Source organism: Pseudomonas sp. YQ_6, assembly GCF_043103245.1.
In the GTDB taxonomy this organism is placed as follows: domain Bacteria; phylum Pseudomonadota; class Gammaproteobacteria; order Pseudomonadales; family Pseudomonadaceae; genus Aquipseudomonas; species Aquipseudomonas alloputida.
Map to the genome: position 1 here is coordinate 1 of NZ_JBICJR010000059.1, position 23,612 is coordinate 23,612.

Here is a 23,612-nt window from a genome sequence, read left to right on the forward strand (position 1 = left end):
GCTACGTCACCTTTGCAGGAGCGGGTTTACCCGCGAAGGGGCCGGCACAAGAGGAAACAGCTACATGGGGAGCAACCGATCCTGAATCACTTCCTTCATCACCAAGGTCGAGCTCAAGCGTTTCACATTGGGAATACTGGTCAGATGCTCGTCATACAGCTTCTGAAACGCCGGCAGGTCCTTGGCTACCACATGCAGCAGGTAATCCGGGTCGCCAAACAGCCGTTGCGCTTCGACAATCTGCGGGATCTGCGCCAGTGCCGTTTCAAAGTCCGCCACCGGCTGGCGGGTCACCTCGCGTAGCGTCACGAACACCAACGCGGCAAAGTTCAGCCCAAGGGCGCTTGGCGCCAGCCGTGCGTGATAGCCCAGAATGGCTCCGGACTCTTCCAGTGTCTTCAAACGCCGATGGCAGGGGGACAGGCTGAGCCCTACGCGGTCGGCCAGTTCGGTTACCGACAGGCGCCCGTCTTTTTGCAGCTCGGCAAGGATTTTTCGATCAGTTCTATCCATTGGGAAGAATCTTCCAATTCATGAATGCTAAGGGGAAATATACGAAAGAATATCCCCGAACGAAATCCGTAATCTTTCGACATCCCAATGCAGTAGATAAGGAAGATTCAAGTGGCTATCAGTGTGCTGACGGCGTTCTGGGCTGTGTCGATGCTGTTCGTGATTACCCCGGGTGCAGACTGGGCCTATGCCATCTCTGCAGGCATGCGCGGTCGCTGGGTGATGCCAGCCGTGGCGGGTATGTTGTCGGGGCATTTCCTGGCCACGCTGGTGGTGGCGGCCGGGGTTGGCAGCCTGCTGGCTGGTCACCCGTTGGCGCTGACCTTGCTGACCCTGGCGGGGTGCACCTATTTGCTGTGGCTGGGTGGCAACCTGTTGCTCAGCCCATCCTTGCCGGCGGCCGGGCAGGGCGGCGCGGGGGAGTCGGGCTCGCGCTGGGCGTTGAAGGGTTTTTGCGTCAGCGGCCTGAACCCCAAGGTATTCCTGCTGTTCCTGGCCCTGCTACCGCAGTTCACCGACCCGCAGTCGAGCTGGCCTGTGCCATTGCAGATCTTGTTGTTGGGGCTGGTCCACCTGTGCAGTTCGCTGGTGATCTACACGCTGGTCGGCTATGGCGCCAAAGCGGTGCTGAGCACTCGGCCGGGTGCGGCAAAGCTGGTCGGGCGGGTGTCTGGGATGGCGATGATTACCGTGGCCGTGGGCCTGATAGCCGGGCAATTGACCTGAATTTACCGGTTCAGAATGACTTCAGATACACTCGCTGCACCCTAATGCACAACCAGGAAGTGCGCCATGCCCGAAACCTCGCAACTGCTCACGTTCGCCCTGATCTGCCTCGGCATGGTCCTGACCCCAGGGCCGAACATGATCTACCTGATTTCCCGCTCGATATGCCAGGGCCGCAAAGCCGGGTTGATTTCGCTTGGCGGTGTGGCTCTGGGCTTCGTGATCTACATGCTCTGCGCGGCAATGGGCATCACGGCGCTGGTGATGGCAGTACCCTTTGCCTACGACGCGCTGCGCATCGGTGGCGCGCTGTACCTGTTGTACCTGGCCTGGCAGGCGCTGCGGCCGGGTGGCCGTTCGCCGTTCCAGCTCCGTGAACTGCCCGCCGACAGCCCGCGGCGGTTATTCACCATGGGGTTTGCCACCAGTCTGCTCAACCCCAAGATTGCCGTCATGTACCTGTCGCTCATGCCGCAATTCATCGAACCGGGCCACGGCAGCGTGCTGTTGCAGTCGCTGGTGCTGGGTTCAACGCAGATCGCCATCAGCGTTACGGTCAACGCGCTGATTGCGATCATGGCCGGCTCCATCGCCGTGTTCCTGGCTGGCAGGCCGCTGTGGCAACAGGTTCAGCGTTGGTTGATGGGAACGGTGCTGGCGGGGCTGGCGGTGCGCATGCTGTCAGAAGGGCGCCGTTGATCGCCCATTGCGATGCAAGGTATCAGTGGCCGAATACTTTGCCGAGTATCTGGCACACCTGTTCTGCCGAGTAGGGTTTGGCCAGGAAGGTGAACCCTTGGTGCCCGCCTTCGGCAATCGCCTCGCTATAGCCCGAAGTAAGGATCACCGGCAACTGCGGGCGCTGGCGGCGAAGTTCGCGGGCCAGTGCCAAGCCACCCATGCCGGGCATGACCACATCGGAAAACACCGCATCAAAATCACCTGACGGGCCAGTCAACTGCGCCAGCGCTTCTTCTGCCGACCGCGCATAGCTGATTTGGTAGCCGTGGTCCTCGAGGAGCTGAGCCGTGAAGCTGCCCAGGTCGGGGTTGTCTTCTACCACCAGTATTCGTCGCCGCTCGCCCTGTACCTGTGGCTGGCTGCCGGCCGAGGCGTCTTCGGGCGAGGCCGCAGCTGGGGCCTCCTGCGGCAGATACAGGGTAAAGGTGGTGCCCTGGCCGGGGATGCTGTTCACCTGTACATCGCCCCCGGATTGCTTGGCGAAACCGAACACCTGCGACAACCCGAGCCCGGTACCTTCACCTGGGGCCTTGGTGGTGAAGAACGGGTCGAAGATGCGCTCCAGCAACTCGGTGGCGATACCGACTCCGTTGTCGCTCACCGATATCGCCGCGAACGGGCCTGGCTGTGAAGGCTGACCGCGCAAGGCCGGCAGGCACTGGTCGGCCTGCAGGCGCAGCTGCAAGGCACCTTCGCCAGCCATGGCATCGCGGCCGTTGAGCATCAGGTTGATCACCGCGGTTTCCAACTGGCTGAGGTCGGCGCGGATGTGGCAGGGCGCTTGCGGTAACTGCAGCTCGACCCGAATGCGCGCGCCAGTGACGGTATCGAGCATGTCGGCCATGGCCTCCAGCCGAGGCCCGGCCTCGAACACCTGTGGGCTGAGGGCCTGGCGGCGGGCGAAGGCCAGTAGCTGACCGGTCAGTTTGGCACCACGGTCGACCGTGTCGGACATGGTCTTGAGGTAGCGTTCGCGGCGCTCCTCGGCCAGGTTGGGGCGCTGCAGGAAGTGCAGCGACGAGCGGATGATGGTCAGCAGGTTATTGAAGTCGTGGGCTACGCCGCCGGTCAGCTGGCCAATGGCTTCCAGCTTCTGGGCTTGGCGCAGCACGGCCTCGGTGTGCAGCAACTGAGTGGTGCGTTCTTCGACGCGATGTTCCAAGTTGGTGTTGAGCGCTTCAAGGGCCGCCATCGCTTCGCGCACTTCGGCATGGGCCTGGGCCCGTTGTATGTGTGCCCAGCATCGCTCGGTCACTTCGCTGATCAGTGTTTGCTCGTAGTCGGTCCATGCCCGAGGTACGCGGTCGTGAATCGCCATCAGCGCGGTCAGCCTGCCACCCTTGATCAGTGGCATGCAGATGGTGGCCGTAATGCCGATGGCCTGAAAAGTCGCCGCCTCGTCAGTGGCCAGTTCGCGCAGGTTGTCGTTGATCACCAGGGCCAGGCCGCTGCGCAGGCGACTGACCGCCAGGCGGCCGAAGTCATGCAGGTGATAGTGGCCCAACAGGCGTGGTGAGCCGGGTGTCACCGCATCGCCGCAAATGGTGAAACCGTCCTCGTCGGGGTCCATCACCGCATAGGCGCAGCTGGACAGGCCGAGGTGCTCGACCAGCATGCGGGTGGTGATGGCCATGATCTGGTCCGGGTCGGTTGCCTCGGTCACGGCCCGCCCGAGGGTATCGAGAAAGTTCAGGCGCTGGTTGGTGAGCACGCTGGCGGTGGTTTCGGTGACCGTGTCGAGCATGCCCAGTATCTCGCCATCATGGCCGCGAATCGGGCTGTAGCAGAAGGTGAAATAGGCCCGCTCCAGGCCGCCGTTGCGGTCGATCATCAGCGGGAAGTCTTCGATGTACACCGCTTCACCTGCCAACGCACGGTCCGCCATGCTGCTGATTTCATCCCAGGCTTCGTGCCACACGTCGCGGAAGGGTATGCCCAAGGCCAGGGGCTTGCGACCGAGAATCGGAGTGAAGGCATCGTTGTACAGGGTGATCAAGTCCGGGCCCCACAGCACGGCCTGCGGAAAGCGCGAGGCCAGGCACAGAGACATCGTCGTTTTCAGGGCGTCGGGCCAATGTTCCAGCGGGCCCAGGGGAGTGCTGGCCCATTCGTGGTTGCGGATGCGTTCGGCCATTAGCCCGCCGCCGTCTAGCCATCTAGCCATGTGCTTTGCCGGTCCTCTTTCTCAAGGCCCTTAGGGTGCACCGAGAATAGACCGTTGGCGAGGGTTTTGTGAGGGGCTGTGCCACTGCACTAGCCTCCGTAACTGCGCGATCCGGGTGAGTGCAGGTTCACCCGCGAAGAGGCCGGACCGGCTAGCGCATGAAGTGCACCTTGCCGGTGTCATCATTGCCCATGTAAATGCCATACACTCCGGCCTGCCGCTCAAGGATGTAGCGCTCGAGAATTTGCCGGATGGCCGGGTAGTAGATCTCATCCCACGGGATTTCGTCCGGCTCGAAGAACTTGTACGCCAGCGTCTCAGGCCCGTACTGCCCGGTTTCTTCGGTGACGATCGCTCGGAAGATGATGTAGACCTCGCTGATCTTTGGCACGCTGAAGATCGAATACGGCGAGACGATGTCTGCACGTACGCCGCTTTCTTCCCATACCTCGCGCAGCGCCGCCTGTTCGGTGGTTTCGCCAGCCTCCATGAACCCCGCAGGCAAGGTCCAGGTGCCGGGGCGCGGCGGGATGGCGCGCTGGCACAGCAGGTACTTTCCATCGCGCTCGATGATGCAGCCGGCGATGATCTTGGGGTTGATGTAGTGGATGTAGCCGCAGCCGGCGCAATGCAGGCGTTCGTGGGTATCGCCTGTGGGAACGCCCCGGGCCAGTTCCTTGGTGCAGTGCGGGCAGTAGCGCGGGGCATTGGGCATGATCAGCGACCTATGCGGGGTTCCTTCAGGGCCAAGGGTTCGACAATGTCGCGCACCTTGGCGTTGTCATCCTGCTTCTGGCGCAGGTAGTCCAAGGCCACCTTGGCGGCGGCGCGGACGTGGTCGACCGAGGCCTGGTGGGCTACCAGCGGGTCACCGCCCTTGATGGCCTCGACGATCTTTTCCATTTCGCGGTTGCTGGCGCCGCGGCGGTTTTCCTGCGATACCGAGGTGGCGCGCAGGTAGCTGATGCGTGCCTGCAACTGGCGCAGCTGCTGGGCCGCCACCTGGTTGCCAGAGCCTTCCAGCAGCACATCGTAGAAACCTTGTACCGAATCCAGCACCTGTTGCAGCTCACCTTCTTCCAGTGCTTCGCGGTTCACTTCCAGCGCGCGTTCCAGCGCACGGATGTCCTTGGCCTTGGCGTTGAGGGTGAACAGTTGCACGATCAGGCCTTCGAGCACACAGCGCAGCTCATAGATGTCACGTGCGTCTTCCAGGGTGATGATGGCCACGCGCGGGCCTTTGGCGTCGGCGAACTCGACCAGGCCTTCGGACTCCAGGTGACGCAGCGCTTCACGTACCGAAGTGCGGCTGACGCCGAGGCGGTCGCACAGGTCGCGCTCGACCAGGCGGTCGCCGGGCAGCAGATGAAAGTTCATGATTGCGGTGCGCAGCTTGTCGAGCACGATTTCGCGCAGAGTAACGGGGTTGCGGTTGACCTTGAAGCTGTCGTCGAGTGGCTGGCGTTTCATCAGGTGCGCTCTTTATGAGGCTGTTGCGCCAACATCGCGGAATGCCCCGAACCGAGGCTTTCCATGCAGTGGTTCGAACAGCCCGTTGTTAACGGGTTGGCTCCGCATCGGCTTCGGCAAACGCTTCACGGGCCAGGCGGAAACTGTCCACCGCCGCGGGTACGCCGCAATAAATGCCGACCTGGAGCAGGATTTCGCGAATTTGTTCACGGCTCAGGCCATTGCGCAGGGCACCGCGAATGTGCAACTTGAGCTCGTGGGGCCTGTTGAGCGCGGAAATCATGGCCAAGTTTATCATGCTGCGCTCTTTCAGCGACAAGCCTTCGCGGCCCCAGACGTGACCCCAGCAATACTCGGTGACCAGCTCTTGCAACGGTTTGGTGAACTCATCTGCGTTCTGGATTGAGCGGTTGACGTAGTCCTCGCCCAGCACCTGGGTGCGGATTTTCAGACCCTTTTCGTACTTTTCATTGCTCATGTGCAGTACTCCGGCATAAAACAGGGGCCGCAATCGAGGGTGAGACGATTAGCGCGACCCCTGAAAACAGTGGCATCGGGGTTGGCTTCTTCGCGGGCTTGCCCGCTCCCACAGCTTCCAGGATCTGTGCGATACCTGTAAGAGCGGGCAAGTCCGCGAAGAGGCCAACACCGAGTTCAAGATGTATCAGCCAAGCGGCGGCAGGGCGCCGAGCTTGCCCTTGTGGTACACCATCGGGGTCATCGGCTGCTCAGGCAACACCAGGTTCTTCACCGCGCCGACAATGATCGCGTGGTCACCGCCGTCGTACTCGCGCCACAATTCGCACTCGATGATCGCCGTGGCCTTGGCCAGCAGGGGGTTGCCCAGCTCGCTCAGGTGCCACTCGACGCCCTTGGCCTTGTCCTTGCCCTTGCCTGCGAAGGCATAGGCCTCGGCGGTCTGGTCGGCGGACAGCAGGTGGATGGCGAACTGCTTGCTGTCGCGCAGGATCGGGTAGGTGTCGGAGGCATAGTTGGGGCAGAACAGCACCAGCGCCGGGTCGATCGACAGCGCGCTGAACGCACTGGCGGTAATGCCGACGATGCCGCCGTCGGCGTCCAGGGTGGTCACTACCGTGACGCCTGACGGGAAGGAGCCCATCACGTCTTTGTAGATGCCGGGTTCGATCATCTCGTGTTCCTCCTAGCGCATCACGAACGGGTCGGGCATCGGCGCGGTGGACAAGTTGATCCACACGGTCTTCAGCTCGGTATAGGCCAGCACCGAATCGATGCCGCTCTCACGGCCGTAGCCGCTGTTCTTGAAACCACCTATCGGTGCCATGGCCGACACAGCGCGGTAGGTGTTGACCCAGATGATCCCCGAACGCACGTCGCGGGCCAGGCGGTGGGCACGGCCCAGATCGCGCGTCCAGATGCCGGCAGCCAGGCCGAACTGTGAGTCGTTGGCTATGGCCAGGGCTTCTTCTTCGGTTTTGAAGCGAATCACTGCGGCGACCGGGCCGAACACTTCTTCCTGCATGATGGTCATCGCGTTGCTGTCGCACTCGAACAGGGTCGGCTCGTAGAACCAACCGTCACCTTCAACGTCGGCACGCTTTCCGCCCATATGCAGTTTGGCGCCTTCGGCCTTGGCCGCAGCCACCAGGCCTTCGACGACTGCCAGCTGCTGTGCGGTGGCCATCGGGCCCATTTCGCTGGCGTCGTCCTGTGGGTTGCCGATGCGGATGCGCTTGGCGCGGGCAATCAGGCGCTCGACAAACACGTCGAAGATTTCATCCTGCACCAGCAGGCGCGAACCGGCCACGCAGCTTTGACCGGACGCGGCATAGATGCCGGCCACGGCGCCATTGATGGCGCTGTCCAGGTCGGCGTCGGCGAAGATGATGTTCGGCGACTTGCCGCCCAGTTCCAGCGACAGCTTGGCGAAGTTTTCGGCACTGCTGCGCACCACGTGGCGGGCTGTGGCGGCACCGCCGGTGAAGGCGATCTTGCGCACCAGCGGGTGGCGGGTCAGCGCCGCGCCGGTGCTGGGGCCGTAGCCGGTGACCACGTTGACCACGCCGGCCGGGAAGCCGGCCTCGAGGGCCAGTCGGGCCAGCTCGAGGATGGTCGCCGAGGCGTGCTCGGACGGTTTGAGCACGATGGTGTTGCCGGCAGCCAGGGCAGGGGCCAGCTTGATCGCGGTGAGGTACAGCGGGCTGTTCCACGGGATGATCCCGGCAACCACGCCGATTGGCTCGTGCACGGTGTAGGCGAACAGGTCGGGTTTGTCCAGCGGCAGGGTGCCGCCTTCGAGCTTGTCGGCCAGGCCCGCAGTGTAGTGGAAGAACTCCGGCAGATAGCCGACCTGGCCGCGGGTTTCGCGGATCAGCTTGCCGTTGTCACGGCTTTCCAGCTGGGCCAGGTGCTCCTTGTTCTCGGCAATCAGGTCACCCAGACGACGCAGCAGCTTGCCGCGGGCGGTGGCGGTAATGCTGCGCCACGCCTTGCTGTCGAAGGCACGCTGGGCGGCCTGAACGGCCAGCTCCACATCGGCTTCATCGGCGTCGGGCAGTTGCGCCCAGGCCTGGGCGGTGGCCGGGTTGAGGCTGTCGAAGGTCTTGCCGCTCTGGGCATCGCGCCATTGGCCGTCGATGCACATCTGGAAACGAACGAGGGTCATGCAACAATCCCCTTGGCGGATTCGGTGAGGGTGCGGGCTTGGGTAAGGAAGTCCAGCAGCATCTTGTTGACTTCACGCGGTGCTTCCACCGGCATCATATGCCGTTGCTCGGCGAGGACCACACTGCGTGCGCCAGGAATGCTGGCGGCGAGCTGGCGGGTCATGGCCGGGGTGGAGCCCGAGTCGAGTTCGCCGGTGGCGATCAGCGTCGGCACCTGGATACTGCCCAGGTCGTCGGCGCGGTACATGTCCTGGGTAGCGAACAGCGAATAAGTGGTGTGGTAGCCCTGCGGGTCGTTGCTCGCCAGCACCTGGCGAATGGCGGCGACCTGCGCCGGGTTGGCAGCCTTGTATTCACGGCTGAACCAGCGGTCCAGGGCAGCATCGACGTTGGCGTCTGGGCCCAGCTCCGCCGCCTGGGCAGCGCGGGCGATCACCCCGGCACTTTGCTCGGGGGTGCGGTTGAACACGCTGTTGAGCACGACCAGTGCAGCCAGGCGTTGCGGGTAATTGAGGGCGAATGCACGGGCAACCAGGCCGCCCATGGAGAAGCCGATCACGGTGGCTTGTGCAATTTGCAGGTGGTCAAGCAGTTCGGCGAGCTGGTCGGCATAGCCTTCCAGCGGCGTGTCGGTGGCCGGTACGCGGCTTTGACCGTGGCCGAGCATGTCGTAGGCGATGACGCGGTAGTCGTTGGCCAGGCCAACGAACTGACCGCCCCACATTTCCTTGTTCAGGCCCACGCCGTGGATCAGCACCACGGGTTGGCCCTGGCCGACATCCAGATAGCTGGTGCCGGCAGGTGTGCGTTCAGCGACAGGCTGAATCATGGGGGCGCTCCTTGAAGGTCGGGCGCGGCGGGTAAGCACGCCACGCCCCGGCCCGTCTTGGTTGTTGTTATTGAGCGTTGGCTTTTTCGGCAGCCAGTTCTTCCAGGTCGATGTAACGGTTGCCGATGCGCGGGTGCAGGCGGCCGCCATCGGCTGCGCCCAGGACCACGACGATTTCATCGGCACGCGGAGCGTCTTCGATCTGCATTTCCAGGGTGATGTAGTGCGAACGCAGGCCTTCGTCGTCCTTCTGCATCATTGGGATCTGGATAGAAGTGCCTGGGCCGCCGCGTTTGTTGGTGAAGCTCAGGTAGCTCTTGGCCTGAACTGCCTCGCGGTAGTGGTTGCCGAAGCGCAGGGTATGGATCACGGCCGAGGCGTGCTCGATTTCGCCATCGGCGCCGACGACGGCGGCCTTACCGTAGGCCTCGATCTTGTCGGCACCGCCAATGGCAGCAGTCAGGCGCTCGACCATCAGGGCACCCAGCTCCGAGCAGTTGGCGCGAATTTCCGGCTTCAGGTCTTCAACGAAACCGCGACCGGCCCACGGGTTCTTGATCACGACGGCCAGGCCGACCATGGTCACCGGCTTGTCGGTGGCCTTGCCGCCTTCGATGCGGGTCTCTTCGGAGTAGGTGACGATCTTGCGGATTTCGAAACTCATGGATGGCTCCTGGTGAGGGTTATCAGCTCTTGTTGTCTGATGGTATACCATAATATTTGTTGTGCAAGAGGTGTCAGGAAATTTCTCTTGTCGGGGGACGAAAGGTGGCCTGATGCCTTGATTTCTCTGTTGTCTGTACTGGCTTCTTCGCGGGCTTGCCCGCTCCCACAGGGACTGCACAGGTTTCAAAAAAAAGCCCGCTCACGCAGGCCGAAGGGGCCCACGGGAGCGGGCGCGTCCCGCAATGATTCAGGCAATGGGAATTCAGGCGAACGCCGGCACCACTTCCTTGATGAACAGCTCGAGCGACTTCTTCTTCTCGGCGTGGGGCAAGCTGTTGTCGCACCAGAAGCTGAACTCGTCGACGCCCAGTTCCTGGTAGTACTTGATGCGTGCGATGATCTCTTCCGGCGTGCCGATCATGGTGTTCTTGCGGATGTTCTCCAGCTGGAACGCCGGCACTTCGGCGAATTTCGACTCCGGGCTCGGCTCCAGGAAGCCATTCACCGGGGTGGTCTTGTTGCCGAACCAGGCATCGAAGGTGCGGTAGAAGCGCGAGATCGCCTGGGCGCCGACCTTCCAGCCTTCCGGATCAGCCGGGCTGTGCACGTGGGTGTGGCGCAGCACCATCAGTTGCGGGCGCGGCACGCCTGGGTTGTTGTCCAGGGCGGCCTGGAACTTGTTCTTGAGGTCCAGCACTTCTTCGTCACCCTTCATCAGCGGGGTGACCATGACATTGCAACCATTGGCAACGGCGAAGTTGTGCGAGTCGGGGTCGCGGGCGGCGATCCACATTGGCGGCGTGGCGTTGAAGGGCTTCGGTACGCTGGTGGAGGTCGGGAACTTGTAGACTTCACCGTCGTGGGCGTAGTCGCCTTCCCACAGCTTGCGCACCACTGGCACCATCTCGCGCAGCGCCTTGCCGCCGTCGGTGGCCGGCATGCCACCTGCCATGCGGTCGAACTCGAACTGGTAGGCGCCGCGTGCCAGGCCCACTTCCATGCGGCCGTTGCTGATCACGTCGAGCAGGGCGCATTCGCCGGCAACGCGGATCGGGTTCCAGAATGGCGCGATGATGGTGCCGGCGCCCAGGCGGATCTTCTCGGTGCGTGCGGCCAGGTAGGCCAGCAGTGGCATCGGGCTTGGCGAAATGGTGTATTCCATGGCGTGGTGTTCGCCGATCCACACGGTGCTGAAACCGCCGTTTTCGGCCATCAGGGTCAGTTCGGTCAGGTCTTCGAACAGCTGGCGGTGGCTGACCTGTTCATCCCAACGTTCCATGTGTACGAACAACGAAAATTTCATGGGTTTTTCCTCAACGCTTGTTATTGCCCGTCAGTCAATCGGGCTTCAGTGTGGGAGCAGGCTGCGTCCAACTGCAGGCTTCAGGCAAAGGCCGGCAGGCTGGCCATCTTGCCGCGGCAGTACACCATCGGCCGTGGCGCTTCGGCAGGGACGATCAGGTTGTGTACCTTGCCGACCATGATGGCGTGGTCGCCACCTTCATATTCACGCCACAGTTCGCATTCGATGACGGCGGTGGCACCGGCCAGGATCGGGTTGCCCAGTTCGCTCAGGGTCCACTCGATGCCGCTGGCCTTGTCCTTGCCCTTCTTGGCGAACGCGTAGGCTTCGGCCTGCTGTTCACCGGACAGCAGGTGAATGGCAAAGCGCTTCTGCTTGATCAGTACCGGGTAGGAGTCGGAGGTGTAGTTGGGGCAGAACAGCACCAGCGGCGGGTCCATCGACAGGGAGGAGAAGGCGCTGGCGGTCAGGCCGACGACCGAGCCGTCGTCGTCCTGGGTGGTGATGACGGTAACGCCGGACGGGAAGGAGCCCAGAACGTTCTTGTAGACAGTTGCGTCGATCATCGGGAGTACCTCTGAAGGGCTGCGGTGGTCCGCGGTTTTTATCGTTGATGTGTCTGATGGTATACCGTAATACCTATTTTGCAAGCGGAATTTTCAACTCTGAGTTTTCGCGATGAACGGCCCAAAGCCACGAAAAACGTGGCCTTGAGCGGTGAGGCGGTTTGTCGCAGGGGTTTTGCAAGCGGATCAGTGGCCGTTTTTTCATGCGGATCAGTGTTGTCAAAAGTTTGGAATACCATAATATGGTCCGCAGCTGAGAGGCCGCCTTGATGCGGTTTCCTTACAAAGATAAAAACGACCTTTCGAGCTGAAAACCATGTCCCAACCGTCGTCGCAACACCAGTTTGTCGAGAATCACACGGTCGATTACGTTCCACCTGCCGAGCGCCATGGGAAGGCGCGCGACCTGTTCACCCTCTGGTTCAGTACCAACATTGCGCCATTGCCTATCGTGACCGGCGCCATGGTGGTCCAGGTGTTCCACCTGAACCTGTTGTGGGGCCTGATCGCCATCGTGCTGGGCCATCTGGTCGGGGGCGTGGTCATCGCCCTGGCCTCTGCACAGGGGCCGCAGCTGGGCATTCCACAAATGGTGCAAAGCCGAGGCCAATTTGGCCGTTACGGTGCCTTGCTGATCGTGTTCTTCACTGCGCTGATCTATGTCGGCTTCTTTATTTCCAACATTGTCCTGGCAGGCAAGACCATCCACGGCATCGCGCCGAGCGTGCCGATGCCCGGCGCGATCGTGATCGGTGCCCTGAGCGCTACTGCCATTGGCGTGATCGGCTACCGCTTCATCCATATCCTCAACCGCATCGGTACCTGGGTGATGGGTTCGGCTTTGCTGGCCGGTTTCATCATGATGTTCATCCAGGACCTGCCGGCAGACTTCTTCAGTCGTGGCGCGTTCAACCTGTCGGGCTTCATTGCCACCGTGTCGCTGGGTGTGATCTGGCAGATCAGCTTCTCGCCGTACACCTCTGACTACTCGCGCTACCTGCCCCGTGAAGTGGGCATCGCCAAGCCGTTCTGGGCCACTTACTTTGGCGCCACCCTGGGCACCATCCTGTGCTTCAGCTTTGGTACGGTGGCGGTGCTGTGCGTGCCGGAAGGCACCGACGCAATGGATGCGGTGAAGCAGGCCACCGGCTGGCTGGGCCCGATCCTGATGGTGTTGTTCCTGCTTAACATCATCAGCCACAACGCCCTCAACCTTTACGGCGCCGTGCTGTCGATCGTGACCGCGATCCAGACCTTCATGGCCGAGTGGACGCCGAGCATCAGGGTACGGGTGATCCTGGCCTCGGTCATTCTGGTGGGCTGCGGGATGGTGGCACTGAATGCCTCGGCGGACTTCATCGGCCAGTTCATCGGCCTGATCCTGGCGCTGCTGCTGGTGCTGGTGCCGTGGGCTTCGATCAACCTGATCGATTTCTACCTGATCAAGAAGGGCCAGTACGACATCGCCTCGATCTTCAGTGCCGACGGCGGCATCTATGGCCGCTTCAACCACCACGCGATCATTGCCTATGCCTGCGGCATCCTGGTGCAGCTGCCGTTTGCCAATACTTCGCTGTATGTGGGGCCGTACTCGAACATTGTCGAAGGGGCTGACCTGTCGTGGCTGTTCGGCTTGCTGGTGACCGTGCCGCTTTACTATTGCCTGGCGACGCGCGGCAAGGCTGTCGAGAAGGCGGGGCGGGTGGTAAGCGTCAACGACTGATAGATCGCTGTTGCTGTAGCCGGGGCCGCAACGCGGCCCCGGCTGTTTTGGATCAAACCTTGAACTGCGCCACCATCCCGTTCAGGTCCACCGCCAACCGCGACAGTTCCTGCGCCGCCGCGCTGGTCTGGTTCGCCCCCGCCGACGTTTGCATCGCCAGGTCACGAATATTCACCAGGTTCCGGTCTACCTCGCGTGCGACTTGCGCCTGTTCCTCAGACGCACTGGCAATCACCAGGTTGCGCTGGTTTATCGAAGCGATCGCCTCGGCAATCACCTCCAACGCCTGTCCTGCGCTTTGTGCCACTTCCAGCGTACCCGTGGCGCGATCCTGGCTGCTGTGCATTGCTGTCACTGCCCGCTCGGTGCCGGTCTGAATCCCGGCAATCATCTGCTCGATCTCGGCCGTCGATTGCTGGGTACGGTGGGCGAGGGCGCGTACCTCGTCAGCCACCACGGCAAACCCACGTCCTGCCTCTCCGGCCCGTGCCGCCTCGATGGCGGCGTTCAGTGCCAGCAGGTTGGTCTGCCCGGCAATCGCACCAATCACGTCCAGCACCCGGCTGATCTCGTTGGCGTTGCTGGCCAGCTGCTCGATCTCGGCCGATGTGCCGGTCACATCCGCTACCAGATGCTGGATGGATGCCAGCGCCTGGTTGACCTGGTCGCGGCCATCGCGGGTGGTCTGGTCAGCGCCCTTGGATGCATCAGCAGTGCTGACCGCGTTGTTCGCCACTTCCTCGACTGCCGCAGTCATCTGGTTCACCGCCGTGGCGGCCTGGTCGATTTCTGCACTTTGCTGATGCAGGCCGCGGCTGGTGTCTTCAGTGACAGTGTGCAGTTCTTCCGAGGCTGAGGCCAGTTGGTCGGAAGACGCGGCGATCTGGCGAATGGTATCGCGCAGGCTGCCCTGCATGCGGCTCAGGGCACGCAACAGCAAAGCCGGCTCATCGCGGCCGGTTACCCGTATCTCCCGGGTCAGGTCGCCTGTCGCCACGCGCTCGGCCACAGCCAGTGCATCGGCCAGCGGCACGACGATACTGCGGGTGAGCACGGTAGCGATGGCGGCAAGGGCCAGCATGATCACCACCAGTGAGGCAACCAGCGCGGTGAACGCTTCGTCCGCTACGTCGCTGCTGCGCTGCGAGGCTTGTTCGGCACCTGTGCCGTTATAGGCGATCAACGCTGCCATGGCCTGCATCATGCTGTCGGCGCGCTGAGTCAGCGGGCCGCTGATCTGCTGTTTGGCATCGTCCATGTGCCCAGCTTGAATGTCTTGCAGCACACGGGTCTGTAATTCGAAATAGTGCTGATAAGCAGCGCTGAAGGCATTGAACAGGGCGCGGTCATCGGCAGCGATGATCGTGTCGGCATAATCCTTCAGCGCATTATTCAGCTCGGTATTGATGCCGTTGAGCATCTGCAGGTTGCGCTCGCGGTCACTGGGGTTGTCGTCCAGCGCGGCACGCAAGGTGACGGCGCGGGCACGCCCGAGGTTGGTGCTGATGTCACCGAGGGCTATTACGGCCGGCATCCAGGTCACCCGGATTTCATCCGTGGCTTTGTCCATCTGCCGGGTTTCGTAAAGTGCGATCAAGCCCATGAACAGGACCAGGATGCCCAACAGGGCGAACACGCTTGCAGCGCGAATGCCGATCTTCAAATTCCGTAACTGCATGGAATGCTCCTTGACGGTGGCGTGCAGGCCTCAGGAGCTTGGGTGGATGGCCGGGTCACCGGTATGGCGCCAGGCTCTTGATGCGCTGCGGAGTTGTTTGTGTGTCTCACCCTCGTGACTTTTTTGATTTCAATGATGCCATATGGCCATCATTATTGAACAGCCATTCAATGTAACGGCCAAGACTGACAAAACCGCCAATTGTTGACGGTTTTGTCAGGAAAAATGCCGTTAAACGATAGCGATCATTGGGTCCGCCGCGGCCAGCGCCAAGGCGCGGTCAGCCGCTGGCGGATAAATCCATACCGAGTTGATCTGGCGCTTGAGGGCCTTGCCTTCCTGGCCGTGCAGCTTCAGTTCGCGCTCCCAGCCTTCGCTGAAGGCGGCGCCCCAGTCGCCCAGGTCCAGGCAGGTGACGTATTTGGGCTGGCGATACAGCACCGGCTGCAGGCCGAGCAGGTCGGCGGCGGCGTTGTTGCCGGCGTGGCGGCCCATGGGGATGGCGTGCTGGCACGTCATCAGGGCATGGTTGCCCAGGTCATCCACCGCAGCCCAGGCGGTGTCGCCGGTGGCATAAACGTGCTCCTGGCCCAGCACTTTCAAATGGCCATCCACTTTCAGCCGGCCGAAGGTATCGCGCTCGCCGGCAACGTGCGCCGTCAACGGGCTGGCCTTGACGCCAACGGTCCAGATTACCGTGTTGCTGGCGATATGCTCGCCGTTGTCCAGGGTGACTCCCGCAGCATCGACAGCCACCACCGAAGCGCCGGCCAGCCATTCGACCCCGGCCTGTTCACACGCGGCAACAATCGACGGTGTGATCCCTTCACCCAATGCCGCCCCCACTTGCGCACCACGGTCGACCACCACTACCCGCAATGCCGCGTCGGCCCCGAGGATCGAGCGCAGGCGAGTAGGCATTTCGGTTGCGGTCTCGATGCCGGTGAAGCCGCCGCCGCACACCACTACGGTATTGCGAGTTGGCGAAGCGGGCAGGGCGGCCAGATCGACCAGATGCTGCTCCAGGCGCATGGCCGATTCCATCTGGTCGACATCGAACGCATGTTCCGCCAGGCCTGGTACTGCCGGGCGGGCAACCTGGCTGCCTGCGGCCAGGATCAGGCGGTCGTAGGCGATGCGCTGTGGCTGGCCGTGGGTATCGGTATAGCTGACGCTGCGACCTTCGGTGTCGATGCTGTCGGCGTTGCCCGGGAAGAAGTGAATGCCCACAGCCTCGAACAGATCACCCAGAGGCGCCTTCATGCCATGCACGTCGGCCTCGTAAAAGCGCGGACGAATGCGCAGTTCCGGCTGTGGCGCCAGCACGCTGATGCTGAGGTCGGCACGTTGCGCCTGGTCGAGTAGGCGGGCAGCGCTCAGGGCGCTCCAGACACCGGCAAAGCCGGCACCGATGATCAGGATGTTGGATTTCATGAAGGTGCTCCGCAAGGTTCGAAGAGGGCATCGAGGGCCAGCTGTATGGCCTTCGAGTAACTACGACTATATCGGTCGTAGTTATCTTCGGCAAGGGTTTTTCCCTTTGCGGTGGAGCTACCTTTTGACGCCTTGTTTTGTCAGTGTCGGGGCATCGGCGTAACATGTACGACAAAATCGGTCGGAGATTTGAATGTCGCTTTACAGTGCTGGCGTGGAATACGGTATCCATTGCCTGTTGTTTTTAGTCGACGAGCGCGGTGAAACTCGTGATTCCAGCGTGCGCGACCTGGCCGAGTTGCAAGGTGTGCCGCAGGAATACCTGGCCAAGGTCTTTACCAAGCTGGCCCGTGCCGGGCTGGTGGCGGCCACCGAAGGCGTGCGCGGCGGCTTCCGCCTGGCGCGGCCGGCGGCGCAGATCAGCGTGCTGGATATCGTCAATGCCATTGATGGACCAAAGAAGATCTTCGATTGCCGCGAGGTGCGCGAGCGTTGCACCTTGTTCGACGGCTCGCCGCCGCGTTGGGCGACCGAGGGTACCTGTGCGATCCACGCAGTGATGCTGGGGGCGCAGAAGCGCATGGAAGAGTCATTGGCACAGCAGACTGTGCTGGACCTGGCCATGCGCTTCGGGCGCAAGGCCCCGGCTGAATTTGGCCAGCAGGTCGATGCCTGGATGGGTGAGCGGCGGGAGGCCAAGGGGGCTGGGGATATTCCGGTAGACCAGGTGTGAAGGGGTTGCCCGAACCGGCCTTTGCGCGAGTAGCGAAGTACGCCGATCAGCGCCCTTCGTGCTGGCGCCGATAGGCCCCAGGCTGCACCCCCACGGCCTTGGCAAACGCCCGGGTAAACGCCGCCACCGACTGATACCCCACCTGCGCACCCACTTGCTCCACGGTATTACCCGCCCGCAGCAACTGGCTGGCATGGCGCATGCGCAGTGCCAGCAGCACCTGCCCTGGCGATTGCCCCGCCAGTTCGTTGAAGCGCTTGAAAAACGCAGACCGCGATAAGCCGGTGCAGGCGGCCATGCTCTCCAGCGTCCAGGCTTGCCCCGGTTGTTCGATCAACTGCTCCAGCAGCCCGGTAAACGCTGGCTGGCGAGCGAGGGCGACAAGCCCGCCCAGTGACTGCCCGGCAATGACCTGCTGGCGCAGCACGTACAGGAACAACAGGTGCGTCAGGCGCTCCAGCAACGCCTGCGACGGGCCGGCGGCCCGCCGGCATTCTTCCAGAATGAGCTCGAACAGCGCCCGTGCCGCACTGCCGGCGGGGTCTTCGGCGCGCAGCAGGATCCAGTCGGCCAGGCCTTCGACAATCAGTGAAGACAGGCCGGACTGGAAATGGAAGAAGCCGCAAACCAGTCCGACGCCGTCGCTGGCTTCGCTATCCAGCGCCTGCATGGCCTGGCGCGGTTGGGCACAGGCGTCGACCGGGTCCTGATCGCTGGACAAGCGATAGGCAAGGTCGTGCAACAGGAATACGGCATCTCCCTTCTCCAGGCGCACCGGTTGCGGCTGGCCGTCAATGTGCAGCCAGCAATGCCCTTGCACCAACAGGTGGAAGCTGGCGCGGCCCATGCCCTGGGTGCTGGCATGCCAGCCACCGCAATAGCGCCCGACATGAAACAGGCTGGCATCGAGCTCCAGGCCCTCTAATAACCAATCGACAAGGTGGCTGGACGAAATCATCTAATACAAAGACTCAGGAACAAGGAAAGGCGACTGACGAATATGGAGGGTAGTTCTTATAACCAACAGACTGTAGTGACACTCATCAAAGGAGATCACTGCATGTCCGCGCGCATTACTTTACACACGCTGCAGAGCGCCCCGGAAGCGGCACGGCCGTTTCTTGATAATGCCCAGAAGAATTCCGGCTTCATCCCCAACCTGCTCGGCGTGCTGGCCAACGCGCCGGCGGCCCTGGAAACCTACGTGACCGTTTCGGCACTCAATGGCAAGTCCGAGCTTGGCCTGGCCGAGCGTGAAGTGGTGCAACTGATCGCAGCCACCCAGCATGGCTGCGACTTTTGCGTGGCCGGCCATACGGCCGTCGCGCTGAACAAGGCCAAGCTGCCGCAGGATGTGGTCGATGCTCTGCGTGCCCGTGGTGAACTCCCGAACGCTCGCTACGAAACCCTGGCCGCCTTTGCCCGCGAAGTGATCGCCACCCGTGGCAATGTCAGCGAAGCCACCTACCAGGCCTTCCGTGAAGCCGGCTTCAGTGAAGGCAACGCCTTGGAGGTGATTCTGGGTGTAAGCCTCGCAACCCTGTGCAACTTTGCTAATGTTTTCGCCCAGACGCCACTCAACGAAGAGCTTGGCAAATACCGCTGGCAGCCTTCTGCGTAGTCCACCTGTGATAATGGCCATTACCTGGCCGTTGTAGGAGCGGCCTTGTGCCGCGAACGGGCCGCAGAGCGGCCCCGGCGTTATCAAAGGAGCAAGACCATGCAAGAGTGTGCATTTCGACACTGGCTGGATGCCAATGCCGAGGCCATTGATCGGGGCCTGTGCGAACCGCAGCAGGTGCTGGTCCAGATCGCAGAATCGCAGCTGCTGCGCACGGGGGTCGACCCAGCGCTGGGCGGTACGGGCGGGCAGGTGACCGACGCGGTCGAGGCCATCGCCGCCATTGCCAGCCGCTCATTGGCTGCGGCTTTCGTCTGCTGGGGCCAGCGTGCTTTCATCGAATACCTGCTGCACAGCCCCAACCAGCCCCTGCGTGAGCGCCTGCTGCCGCGCCTGTTGACCGGTGAATTGGCCGGTGCCACCGGGCTGTCCAACGCCATGAAGTTCCTGTCCGGTATCGAAGCGCTGCAGGTGCGTGGCCGCCCGACAGCCGATGGCTGGCACCTGGAAGGGCGACTGCACTGGGTGACCAACTTGCGTAAAAGCGGCTTCGTGGTGGCGGCGGCCATCGAGGATGAAGCCGGCGGCGCGCCGTTTGTGCTGGCCATTCCTTCCAACGCTCAAGGCCTTGAGCGTTCTGATGATCTACAACTGATGGGCCTGCAGTCGAGCAACACGGCAGCACTGGCTTTTCACCAGGTGCCGCTGGCGCGCGACTGGCTGCTGCATGAAAATGCACGCGAATTCCTGCCACGGGTACGCCCGGCATTCCTGGCGCTGCAATGTGGCATGGCCATTGGCCTGGCGCGACGAGCGCTTGAAGAGGTTCAGGCGCACCTGCATGGCCGAGCCTCGTTCCTCGACGAAGCCCGTCAGGTGCTTAGCGAACGCCTGGAAAACACCGTCAGCGAACTCAAGCAGGGCTTGCTCGAAGGTCGCTTCCAGCAGCAGCCGGCGGCCTTGTTCAAGCTGCGCATCATCCTGGCTGAAAGTGCTGCCGACGCGGTACAACTGGAATTGCAGGCCAGTGGCGGCAAGGCTTACCTCAGCGAATACGGCGAAGGGTTTGCCCGCCGCTGGCGGGAGTCGGCCTTCGTGCCGATCGTCACGCCCAGCCTGGTGCAATTGCGCGCCGAACTGCAACGCCAGGCGGGCGTTGCATGAGCGCGGTGTTGCTGGAGGCCCGTGACATTCGCTTGGGCTACCCGCGTGAGGGTGGTTGGCAGCAGGTGCTGGCGCAGTTCGACCTGCAGCTGGCGCCAGGTGAAGTCGTGAGCATCCTTGGCCCCAGTGGTGTGGGCAAGTCCAGCTTGCTGCGGGTGCTGGCAGGCTTGCAGCAGCCTGGCGGCGGTAGCGTGAGCTTGCACAGCCAGCCGCTGCAGGGGCCGCACCCGCGTCTGGCGGTGGCCTTTCAGGATCCCAGCCTGCTGCCATGGCTGAGCCTGGAGAAAAACGTCGCCTTCGGCCTGGACTTCGCCCGTCAGCCCAAGCTGGCGGATGCCGAACGCCGTGCACGCATCGACCATGCGATTGCGGCTGTGGGCCTGGCCCACGCGCGTGGCCAGTACCCGGCGCAGTTGTCTGGCGGCATGGCCCAGCGCACCGCGCTGGCCCGCTGCCTGGCACGCCAGCCCGAAGTCTTGCTGCTGGATGAACCCTTCGGTGCGTTGGATGAGGTGACCCGCGCCGACATGCAGCAACTGCTGCTGCAACTGATCGCCACGCACAAGACCGCGGCCGTGCTGATCACTCACGATATCGACGAAGCCCTGCTGCTGTCAGACCGGGTTCTGCTACTGGGCAACCACCCAGCGCACATCCTCGGCCAGTGGCACATCGACCTGCCGCAACCACGGACGCAGCGGGTCGAAGAACTGGGTGCCTTGCGTATCGAAATCCTCAAAACCCTTCGGCGGGCAAGCCGCACAGTCGAACCTACCCCAACCTCGTTGCCCTCGGAGGCTGTCCATGTGCATGGATGACTGCTGTTCTTCTTCTTCGCGTCGTGACTTCCTCAAGCTCGGCGCCATGCTCACTGCTGCCGGTGCATTGCCGTTGCTGTCGAGCTTGCAGGCGCGTGCCGCTGCCGAGCCGGACGCGCCGGTGCGCATCGGCTACCTGCCGATCACCGATGCCACGCCGCTGCTGGTGGCACATAACAACGGCCTGTTCGAGGCCGAAGGCATCAAGGCCGAGCGCCCGGTGCTGCTGCGCAGCTGGGCGCAGGTGATCGAGGCATTCATTTCCGGCCAGGTCAATGTCATCCACCTGCTTTCGCCGATGACGGTATGGGCGCGCTATGGCAGCAAGGTGCCAGCCAAGGTGGTGGCCTGGAACCACGTGGGCGGTTCGGGCCTGACTGTTGCGCCGGATATATCCGACGTGAAACAGCTTGGTGGCAAGACAGTGGCCATTCCGTTCTGGTACTCGATCCACAATGTGGTACTGCAACAGTTGCTCAACGACAACGGCCTGACGCCCGTGTCGAAGCCGGCCAATGCGCAACTGGCCGCCAACGAAGTCAACCTGCTGGTGCTGCCACCGTCCGACATGCCACCCGCTCTGGCCAGCAAGCGTATTGCCGGCTACATCGTGGCCGAGCCGTTCAACGCACTGGCCGAGAACCTCAAGGTCGGCCGCGTGCAGCGCTTTACCGGCGATGTATGGCGCAACCATGCGTGCTGCGTGGTGTTCATGCACGAGCATGACCTGAACAACCGCCCGGTGTGGTCGCAGAAAGTGGTCAACGCCATCGTCAAGGCCCAGCAATGGACCCGTGACCATCGCACCGAAGCCGCCGCACTGCTGTCCAGGGCGGGCCCCAACAAGTACACCCCGCACGAGCCTGCGGTGCTGACCAAGGTCCTGGCGCCCGCCGCCGAAGACCGTGCTGGCTACATTGCCAGTGGCGCCATTCGCCATCAGCAGTGGGACGAAAAGCGCATCGACTTCCAGCCATACCCGTTCCCGAGTTACACCGAAGAGCTGGTCAAGCGCCTGAAAACCACCCTGATCGAAGGCGACAATGCGTTCCTTGCCGGGCTGGATCCGGCGTATGCCGCCCGCGACCTGGTCGACGATCGCTTCGTGCGTAGCGCCATCGCGACAGTGGGTGGCCCGTCGGTGTTCGGCATTGCCGACAACTTCGAGCGTAGTGAGGAGTTTGCGGTCTGATGCGCACCCATGTCGTACATGCCGGCCTTGGGCTGGTCGGGTTGCTGGCCTTGTTGCTGTTATGGTGGGCCGGTGTGGCAATGTTCGGCCAGGCCGACGGCCTGTCGGCGCGCTTTTCGCCGGCGGCAACCCTGGCCAGCCTGGTCGAGCTGCTGGGGCAGGGCGAGGTCTATGGGCATATCTGGGTCAGCCTCAAGCGCATCCTGGTCGGGCTGCTGCTGGCGCTGCTGATGGGTGTGCCGCTGGGCTTGCTGGTAGGCAGCTACCGGCACCTGGAGGCGGCGACCACGCCAGCATTCCAGTTTCTACGCATGATATCGCCATTGTCGTGGATGCCTGTGGTGGTGATGCTGATGGGCGTGGGTGACCAGCCAATCTACTTCCTGCTGGCGTTTGCCGCGTTGTGGCCGATCTTGCTGAATACGGCGGCAGGGGTGCGTCAACTGGACCCGCGCTGGCTGCAACTTAGCCGCAGCTTGAGTGCAACGCGCTGGGAAACCTTGTGCAAGGTGATTGTGCCGGGGGTGATCGGTCACGTGCTGACGGGGGTGCGCCTGGCCATCGGTATTCTGTGGATTGTGCTGGTGCCGTGCGAAATGCTTGGGGTGAGTGCGGGGCTTGGGTATTTCATTCTTGATACCCGCGACCGGCTGGCGTATTCCGAACTGATGGCCATGGTGCTGCTGATTGGCGTGCTGGGGTTTGTGCTGGATGCCCTGGCGCGTGGGCTGCATCGGCGCTGGGTGCATGGCTGAAAGGCCAATGGGGCTTCTTCGCGGGCTCGCCCGCTCCCACAGGTGCATCACCGGCCTTGGGCCTTACGGTTTTTCTGTGGGAGCGGGCAAGCCCGCGAACAGGCCATCGGATCAATGCACGGTCTTGCGCTGGCGCACACATTCCTGGGCCTGAGCGGTCAGCTCATCCAGCCGCTCATCGCGCATCTGCTCCGCTTCGATCATTGCATCCTCACCCTGCTGGTTAAGGAGATAGGTGTGAATCTGCAGCACTTCAGCCGTCTGATAAATCGGCGCAATGTCCAGACGCCCGATCAGCGCATCACTGGGGTGGCCGGTACTGCTCATCAGCACCTGCGGGCCGTTGGCGGCCACCACTTGCATGCCCATCGCCTCGAACCACGGCACCTGGTTGGCAAAGGCGTTCAGCTCTACGCAGGCATGGCGTGAGCGCAGGTCGCCCAGCAGAGCACGGGCGATGCCCTGGCGGCGATGGCTGGCGCACACGGCCAGAAAGGCCAATGCACAGGCCTGCCCATCGTCCTGGGCTGGCAGCGACAGCGCAAAGCCCAGCAACTGGTCCGGTGCTTCGGCATCCAGCGCCAGGGTAAGCGCCACGGCCAGACCGCGGGTGCCGTCCAGCGCTTGCAGGTACTGGTGGACTTCCATGCCAACGCCGTACTGGTACAGCGGGTACAGCGGGTTGTCGACGGCGATGGCGACACTGCTCAATTCGCCGACATTGTGAATGACCAGCTCGCGGATCTGGTTCTGGAAAGATTCGGGCGGCACGCTGTCGAGGCGGCTCAGGATGAACATCTGGGGGCTCCGGCGGATGAGAATACGACCCGCGCTGTGTTGGCGCGGGTTGTACAGTCTAACCGGTTTTGCC

Annotated in this window: 24 protein-coding genes; 9 read left to right on the forward strand and 15 right to left on the reverse strand. The window is 62.6% G+C overall.

Features of this window, described 5'->3' with window-relative positions; translation table 11 throughout:
* Nucleotides 1–60 precede the first annotated feature (60 nt).
* Nucleotides 61–513, reverse strand: a complete 453-nt coding sequence (locus ACF8FG_RS20365) for an Lrp/AsnC family transcriptional regulator (RefSeq protein ID WP_014590636.1) — start codon at nt 511–513, stop codon at nt 61–63.
* A gap of 111 nt (nt 514–624) precedes the next feature.
* Between ACF8FG_RS20365 and ACF8FG_RS20370 the strand changes: the two genes are divergently transcribed.
* Both ACF8FG_RS20370 and ACF8FG_RS20375 read left to right on the forward strand, forming a co-directional pair.
* Nucleotides 625–1,239: a LysE family translocator gene (locus tag ACF8FG_RS20370; RefSeq protein ID WP_019438213.1), complete on the forward strand. Its 615-nt coding sequence runs from the start codon at nt 625–627 to the stop codon at nt 1,237–1,239.
* 66 nt (nt 1,240–1,305) lie between these two features.
* Nucleotides 1,306–1,938, forward strand: coding sequence for a LysE family translocator (locus tag ACF8FG_RS20375; RefSeq protein ID WP_014590638.1), 633 nt, complete (start codon nt 1,306–1,308; stop codon nt 1,936–1,938).
* Nucleotides 1,939–1,960: 22 nt separating this feature from the next.
* Here the strand turns inward: ACF8FG_RS20375 and ACF8FG_RS20380 are convergent, their stop codons facing one another.
* The 10 genes from ACF8FG_RS20380 to ACF8FG_RS20425 form a co-directional block, all read right to left on the reverse strand.
* On the reverse strand, nt 1,961–4,144 hold the full coding sequence (locus ACF8FG_RS20380; RefSeq protein ID WP_041166949.1) for an ATP-binding protein: 2,184 nt from the start codon (nt 4,142–4,144) through the stop codon (nt 1,961–1,963).
* Between the two features lie 151 nt (nt 4,145–4,295).
* Nucleotides 4,296–4,859: an NUDIX hydrolase gene (locus tag ACF8FG_RS20385; protein WP_014590640.1), complete on the reverse strand. Its 564-nt coding sequence runs from the start codon at nt 4,857–4,859 to the stop codon at nt 4,296–4,298.
* A 2-nt stretch (nt 4,860–4,861) separates the two neighbouring features.
* Complete coding sequence (locus tag ACF8FG_RS20390; protein ID WP_010954490.1) at nt 4,862–5,614, reverse strand: GntR family transcriptional regulator; 753 nt, start codon at nt 5,612–5,614, stop codon at nt 4,862–4,864.
* Between the two features lie 88 nt (nt 5,615–5,702).
* Nucleotides 5,703–6,092 (reverse strand): carboxymuconolactone decarboxylase family protein, encoded by a 390-nt coding sequence (locus ACF8FG_RS20395; RefSeq protein WP_003256073.1) that lies wholly within the window; start codon nt 6,090–6,092, stop codon nt 5,703–5,705.
* 186 nt (nt 6,093–6,278) lie between these two features.
* Nucleotides 6,279–6,764 carry a flavin reductase family protein gene (locus tag ACF8FG_RS20400; protein ID WP_014590641.1) on the reverse strand — a complete coding sequence of 162 codons (486 nt, stop codon included), beginning with the start codon at nt 6,762–6,764 and terminating at the stop codon, nt 6,279–6,281.
* Nucleotides 6,765–6,776: 12 nt separating this feature from the next.
* On the reverse strand, nt 6,777–8,258 hold the full coding sequence (locus ACF8FG_RS20405) for an aldehyde dehydrogenase (RefSeq protein WP_003256071.1): 1,482 nt from the start codon (nt 8,256–8,258) through the stop codon (nt 6,777–6,779).
* Nucleotides 8,255–9,088, reverse strand: a complete 834-nt coding sequence (locus ACF8FG_RS20410) for an alpha/beta fold hydrolase (RefSeq protein ID WP_014590642.1) — start codon at nt 9,086–9,088, stop codon at nt 8,255–8,257. The genes ACF8FG_RS20405 and ACF8FG_RS20410 overlap by 4 nt, the downstream gene beginning before the upstream one ends.
* A 67-nt stretch (nt 9,089–9,155) precedes the next feature.
* Entirely contained in the window at nt 9,156–9,752 is a 597-nt protein-coding gene (locus tag ACF8FG_RS20415) for an amino acid synthesis family protein (protein WP_003256068.1), read from the reverse strand.
* A 264-nt stretch (nt 9,753–10,016) separates the two neighbouring features.
* A complete protein-coding gene (locus tag ACF8FG_RS20420; RefSeq protein WP_318080108.1) occupies nt 10,017–11,057 on the reverse strand; it encodes an LLM class flavin-dependent oxidoreductase in 1,041 nt (346 codons plus the stop codon).
* Nucleotides 11,058–11,137: 80 nt separating this feature from the next.
* Nucleotides 11,138–11,623 (reverse strand): flavin reductase family protein, encoded by a 486-nt coding sequence (locus ACF8FG_RS20425; RefSeq protein WP_003256061.1) that lies wholly within the window; start codon nt 11,621–11,623, stop codon nt 11,138–11,140.
* A gap of 316 nt (nt 11,624–11,939) precedes the next feature.
* On the opposite strand from ACF8FG_RS20425, the gene ACF8FG_RS20430 reads away from it, so the two are divergent.
* The gene (locus ACF8FG_RS20430) at nt 11,940–13,346 is read left to right on the forward strand and encodes a cytosine permease (RefSeq protein WP_014590645.1); all 1,407 of its coding nucleotides are present in this window, start codon (nt 11,940–11,942) and stop codon (nt 13,344–13,346) included.
* Nucleotides 13,347–13,398: 52 nt separating this feature from the next.
* On the opposite strand, the gene ACF8FG_RS20435 is transcribed toward ACF8FG_RS20430, so the two are convergent.
* Nucleotides 13,399–15,024 carry a methyl-accepting chemotaxis protein gene (locus ACF8FG_RS20435; RefSeq protein ID WP_019438210.1) on the reverse strand — a complete coding sequence of 542 codons (1,626 nt, stop codon included), beginning with the start codon at nt 15,022–15,024 and terminating at the stop codon, nt 13,399–13,401.
* A 231-nt stretch (nt 15,025–15,255) separates the two neighbouring features.
* Complete coding sequence (locus ACF8FG_RS20440) at nt 15,256–16,458, reverse strand: NAD(P)/FAD-dependent oxidoreductase (RefSeq protein ID WP_004577488.1); 1,203 nt, start codon at nt 16,456–16,458, stop codon at nt 15,256–15,258.
* Nucleotides 16,459–16,651: 193 nt separating this feature from the next.
* Between ACF8FG_RS20440 and ACF8FG_RS20445 the strand changes: the two genes are divergently transcribed.
* A complete protein-coding gene (locus ACF8FG_RS20445; RefSeq protein WP_014590647.1) occupies nt 16,652–17,191 on the forward strand; it encodes an Rrf2 family transcriptional regulator in 540 nt (179 codons plus the stop codon).
* 46 nt (nt 17,192–17,237) lie between these two features.
* On the opposite strand, the gene ACF8FG_RS20450 is transcribed toward ACF8FG_RS20445, so the two are convergent.
* Complete coding sequence (locus ACF8FG_RS20450) at nt 17,238–18,149, reverse strand: AraC family transcriptional regulator (RefSeq protein ID WP_014590648.1); 912 nt, start codon at nt 18,147–18,149, stop codon at nt 17,238–17,240.
* A 102-nt stretch (nt 18,150–18,251) separates the two neighbouring features.
* On the opposite strand from ACF8FG_RS20450, the gene ACF8FG_RS20455 reads away from it, so the two are divergent.
* From ACF8FG_RS20455 to ACF8FG_RS20475, 5 genes are all read left to right on the forward strand, one after another.
* Nucleotides 18,252–18,812, forward strand: coding sequence for a carboxymuconolactone decarboxylase family protein (locus ACF8FG_RS20455; protein ID WP_014590649.1), 561 nt, complete (start codon nt 18,252–18,254; stop codon nt 18,810–18,812).
* Between the two features lie 99 nt (nt 18,813–18,911).
* Complete coding sequence (locus ACF8FG_RS20460; protein WP_053867897.1) at nt 18,912–19,976, forward strand: acyl-CoA dehydrogenase family protein; 1,065 nt, start codon at nt 18,912–18,914, stop codon at nt 19,974–19,976.
* The gene (locus ACF8FG_RS20465; RefSeq protein ID WP_134698268.1) at nt 19,973–20,794 is read left to right on the forward strand and encodes an ABC transporter ATP-binding protein; all 822 of its coding nucleotides are present in this window, start codon (nt 19,973–19,975) and stop codon (nt 20,792–20,794) included. Before ACF8FG_RS20460 ends, ACF8FG_RS20465 begins: the two co-directional genes overlap by 4 nt.
* A complete protein-coding gene (locus ACF8FG_RS20470; protein ID WP_041166950.1) occupies nt 20,781–21,986 on the forward strand; it encodes an ABC transporter substrate-binding protein in 1,206 nt (401 codons plus the stop codon). The genes ACF8FG_RS20465 and ACF8FG_RS20470 overlap by 14 nt, the downstream gene beginning before the upstream one ends.
* On the forward strand, nt 21,986–22,741 hold the full coding sequence (locus tag ACF8FG_RS20475; RefSeq protein WP_014590653.1) for an ABC transporter permease: 756 nt from the start codon (nt 21,986–21,988) through the stop codon (nt 22,739–22,741). The genes ACF8FG_RS20470 and ACF8FG_RS20475 overlap by 1 nt, the downstream gene beginning before the upstream one ends.
* 111 nt (nt 22,742–22,852) lie before the next feature.
* Here ACF8FG_RS20475 and ACF8FG_RS20480 read toward each other — a convergent pair whose 3' ends face one another.
* Nucleotides 22,853–23,539, reverse strand: a complete 687-nt coding sequence (locus tag ACF8FG_RS20480; protein WP_014590654.1) for a GNAT family N-acetyltransferase — start codon at nt 23,537–23,539, stop codon at nt 22,853–22,855.
* Nucleotides 23,540–23,612: the final 73 nt, after the last annotated feature.